The following is a 2,068-nucleotide window of genomic DNA, read 5'->3' on the forward strand; positions in this document are numbered from 1 at the left end:
GGGACGGGGAAGATCACCTTCACACCCTGTTCCACTCGCCGCACACCTTCGACGCCGCGACGTATGAGCTGTGGGTGCCGTTGCTGCGCGGTGGCCGGGTGACGATCGCGGGGCCCGGTGGTGTGAGTGCCGGTGTGGTGGAGGAGGCTGTCCGGGGCGGTGTGCGGGCGTTGTTCTTGACGACCGCGTTGTTCAACTTCATCGCTGAGGAGCGGCCGGAGGCCTTCGCCGGGCTGGGCGAGGTACTGACCGGTGGTGAGGCGGCGTCGGCGCGTGCGATGCGCCGTGTGCTGGAGGCTTGCCCGGGACTGCGTCTGGGGCACGTCTACGGGCCGACAGAGACAACGACGTATGCCACGCACTGGCCACTGGCGGGGCTGGAGTCGGTGACTGCCGTTCCGCCGATCGGCCGGGCACTGGACAACACCCGGACTTACGTACTGGATGAGGCGTTGCGTTTGGTGCCGGTCGGCGTGGCCGGCGAGTTGTATGTCGCGGGTGCTGGTCTTGCCCGCGGTTATCTGAACCGGGCGGGGTTGACGTCGGAGCGGTTTGTGGCTGATCCGTTTGGTCCGCCGGGGTCTCGGATGTATCGCACGGGTGATCTGGTGCGGTGGAACGGTGATGGTGCCATCGAGTTCGTTGGGCGTGCGGATGAGCAGGTGAAGTTGCGTGGTTTCCGGATCGAGCCCGGTGAGATCGAGTCGGTGCTGCTCGGCGCTGATGGTGTCGGGCAGGCGGCGGTGGTCGTGCGTGAGGACCGGCCCGGTGACAAGCGTTTGGTCGGGTATGTGGTGCCCACCGATGGTACGTCCGTGGACACCGAGGCGCTGCGGCGTGCGGTGGCCGCGACGCTGCCCGAGTACATGGTGCCGTCCGCCTTCGTCGTCCTTGACGCCCTGCCGCTGACCCCCAACGGCAAGCTCGACCGGGCGGGACTGCCGGCGCCGCGCGTGGAGGGTGGCGAGGGGGGGCGTGGGCCGCGTACGCCCACGGAGCAGACGCTGTGCTTGCTGTTCGCCGAGATCCTCGACGTGCCCCGGGTCAGCATCGACGACAACTTCTTCCACCTGGGCGGCCACTCCTTGCTCGCCACCCGCCTGGTCAGCCGCGTCCGGAGCGCCCTGGACGCCGACCTGACCGTCCGAGACATCTTCGAGACCCTGACCGTCGCCGAACTCGCTGAGCGGGTGGGTCGGGCCGGGACTTCCCTTCGGCCCAAGCTGCGGTCGTTTCGCCAGACGGGAGCCACGTCATGAACCCCCTGTCCTTTGCGCAGCAGCGTTTGTGGTTTCTGGGTGAGCTGGAGGGTGGGTCGGCGACGTACAACATTCCTTTGGTGATCCGGCTCAGGGGTGGGCTCGACCGGGAGGCGTTGCGTCTGGCCCTGGTGGATGTGGTGGGCCGGCACGAGAGCCTGCGCACTGTCTTTCCGGTGGGTGAGCAGGGTCCGCACCAGTACGTTCTGCCGGTTGCTGATGTGGTGCTGAGGCTGCCGCTTGTCGCGGTGGAGGAGGATGCGCTGGCGGCGCGGCTTGCCGAGTTGGCGGCGGGGACGTTCGAACTGGCGACTGATCTGCCGGTCCGTGCCCATCTGCTGCGGGTGGCCGAGGACGATCATGTGCTGTTGCTTGTGGTGCATCACATTGCGTCGGATGGCTGGTCGAACGGGCCGTTGATGCGTGATCTCGCGGCGGCGTATGAGGCGCGGTTGGAGGGCGGGGTACCGGGCTGGGAGCCGTTGCCTGTGCAGTACGCGGATTACGCGTTGTGGCAGTGTGAGCTGCTGGGTGACGTGGAGGATCCGCAGAGCGTGGCCGCCACGCAGCTTGGCTACTGGCGGGATGTCCTGGCGGGGTTGCCGGAGGAGGTGACGCTCCAAGGCGACCGGCCCCGACCCGCCACCGCCTCCTACCGGGGGGCGAAGGTGAGCGCGGAGCTGTCCGCACGGGTGCACGAAAAGCTTCTGTCCTTGACCCGTGTGTCGGGTGCGTCCTTGTTCATGGTGGTGCACGCGGCGACCGCGGCCGTGCTGACGCGGAGTGGTGCGGGCACGGACGTGCCCATC

At 68.1% G+C, this 2,068-nt stretch carries 2 protein-coding genes; both read left to right on the top strand.

Annotated features, from left to right (window positions below; genetic code table 11):
* Positions 1-1,259 (top strand): AMP-binding protein (locus ACH4NX_RS38355; RefSeq protein WP_398130379.1); only part of this gene is annotated, 1,259 nt, incomplete at its 5' end.
* On the top strand, positions 1,256-2,068 hold an 813-nt coding region (locus ACH4NX_RS38360), incomplete at its 3' end, for a condensation domain-containing protein (protein WP_398130380.1). The genes ACH4NX_RS38355 and ACH4NX_RS38360, both read left to right, overlap by 4 nt.

Origin of the sequence: Streptomyces sp. NPDC017225 (assembly GCF_044331465.1) — a bacterium.
GTDB lineage: Bacteria > Actinomycetota > Actinomycetes > Streptomycetales > Streptomycetaceae > Streptomyces.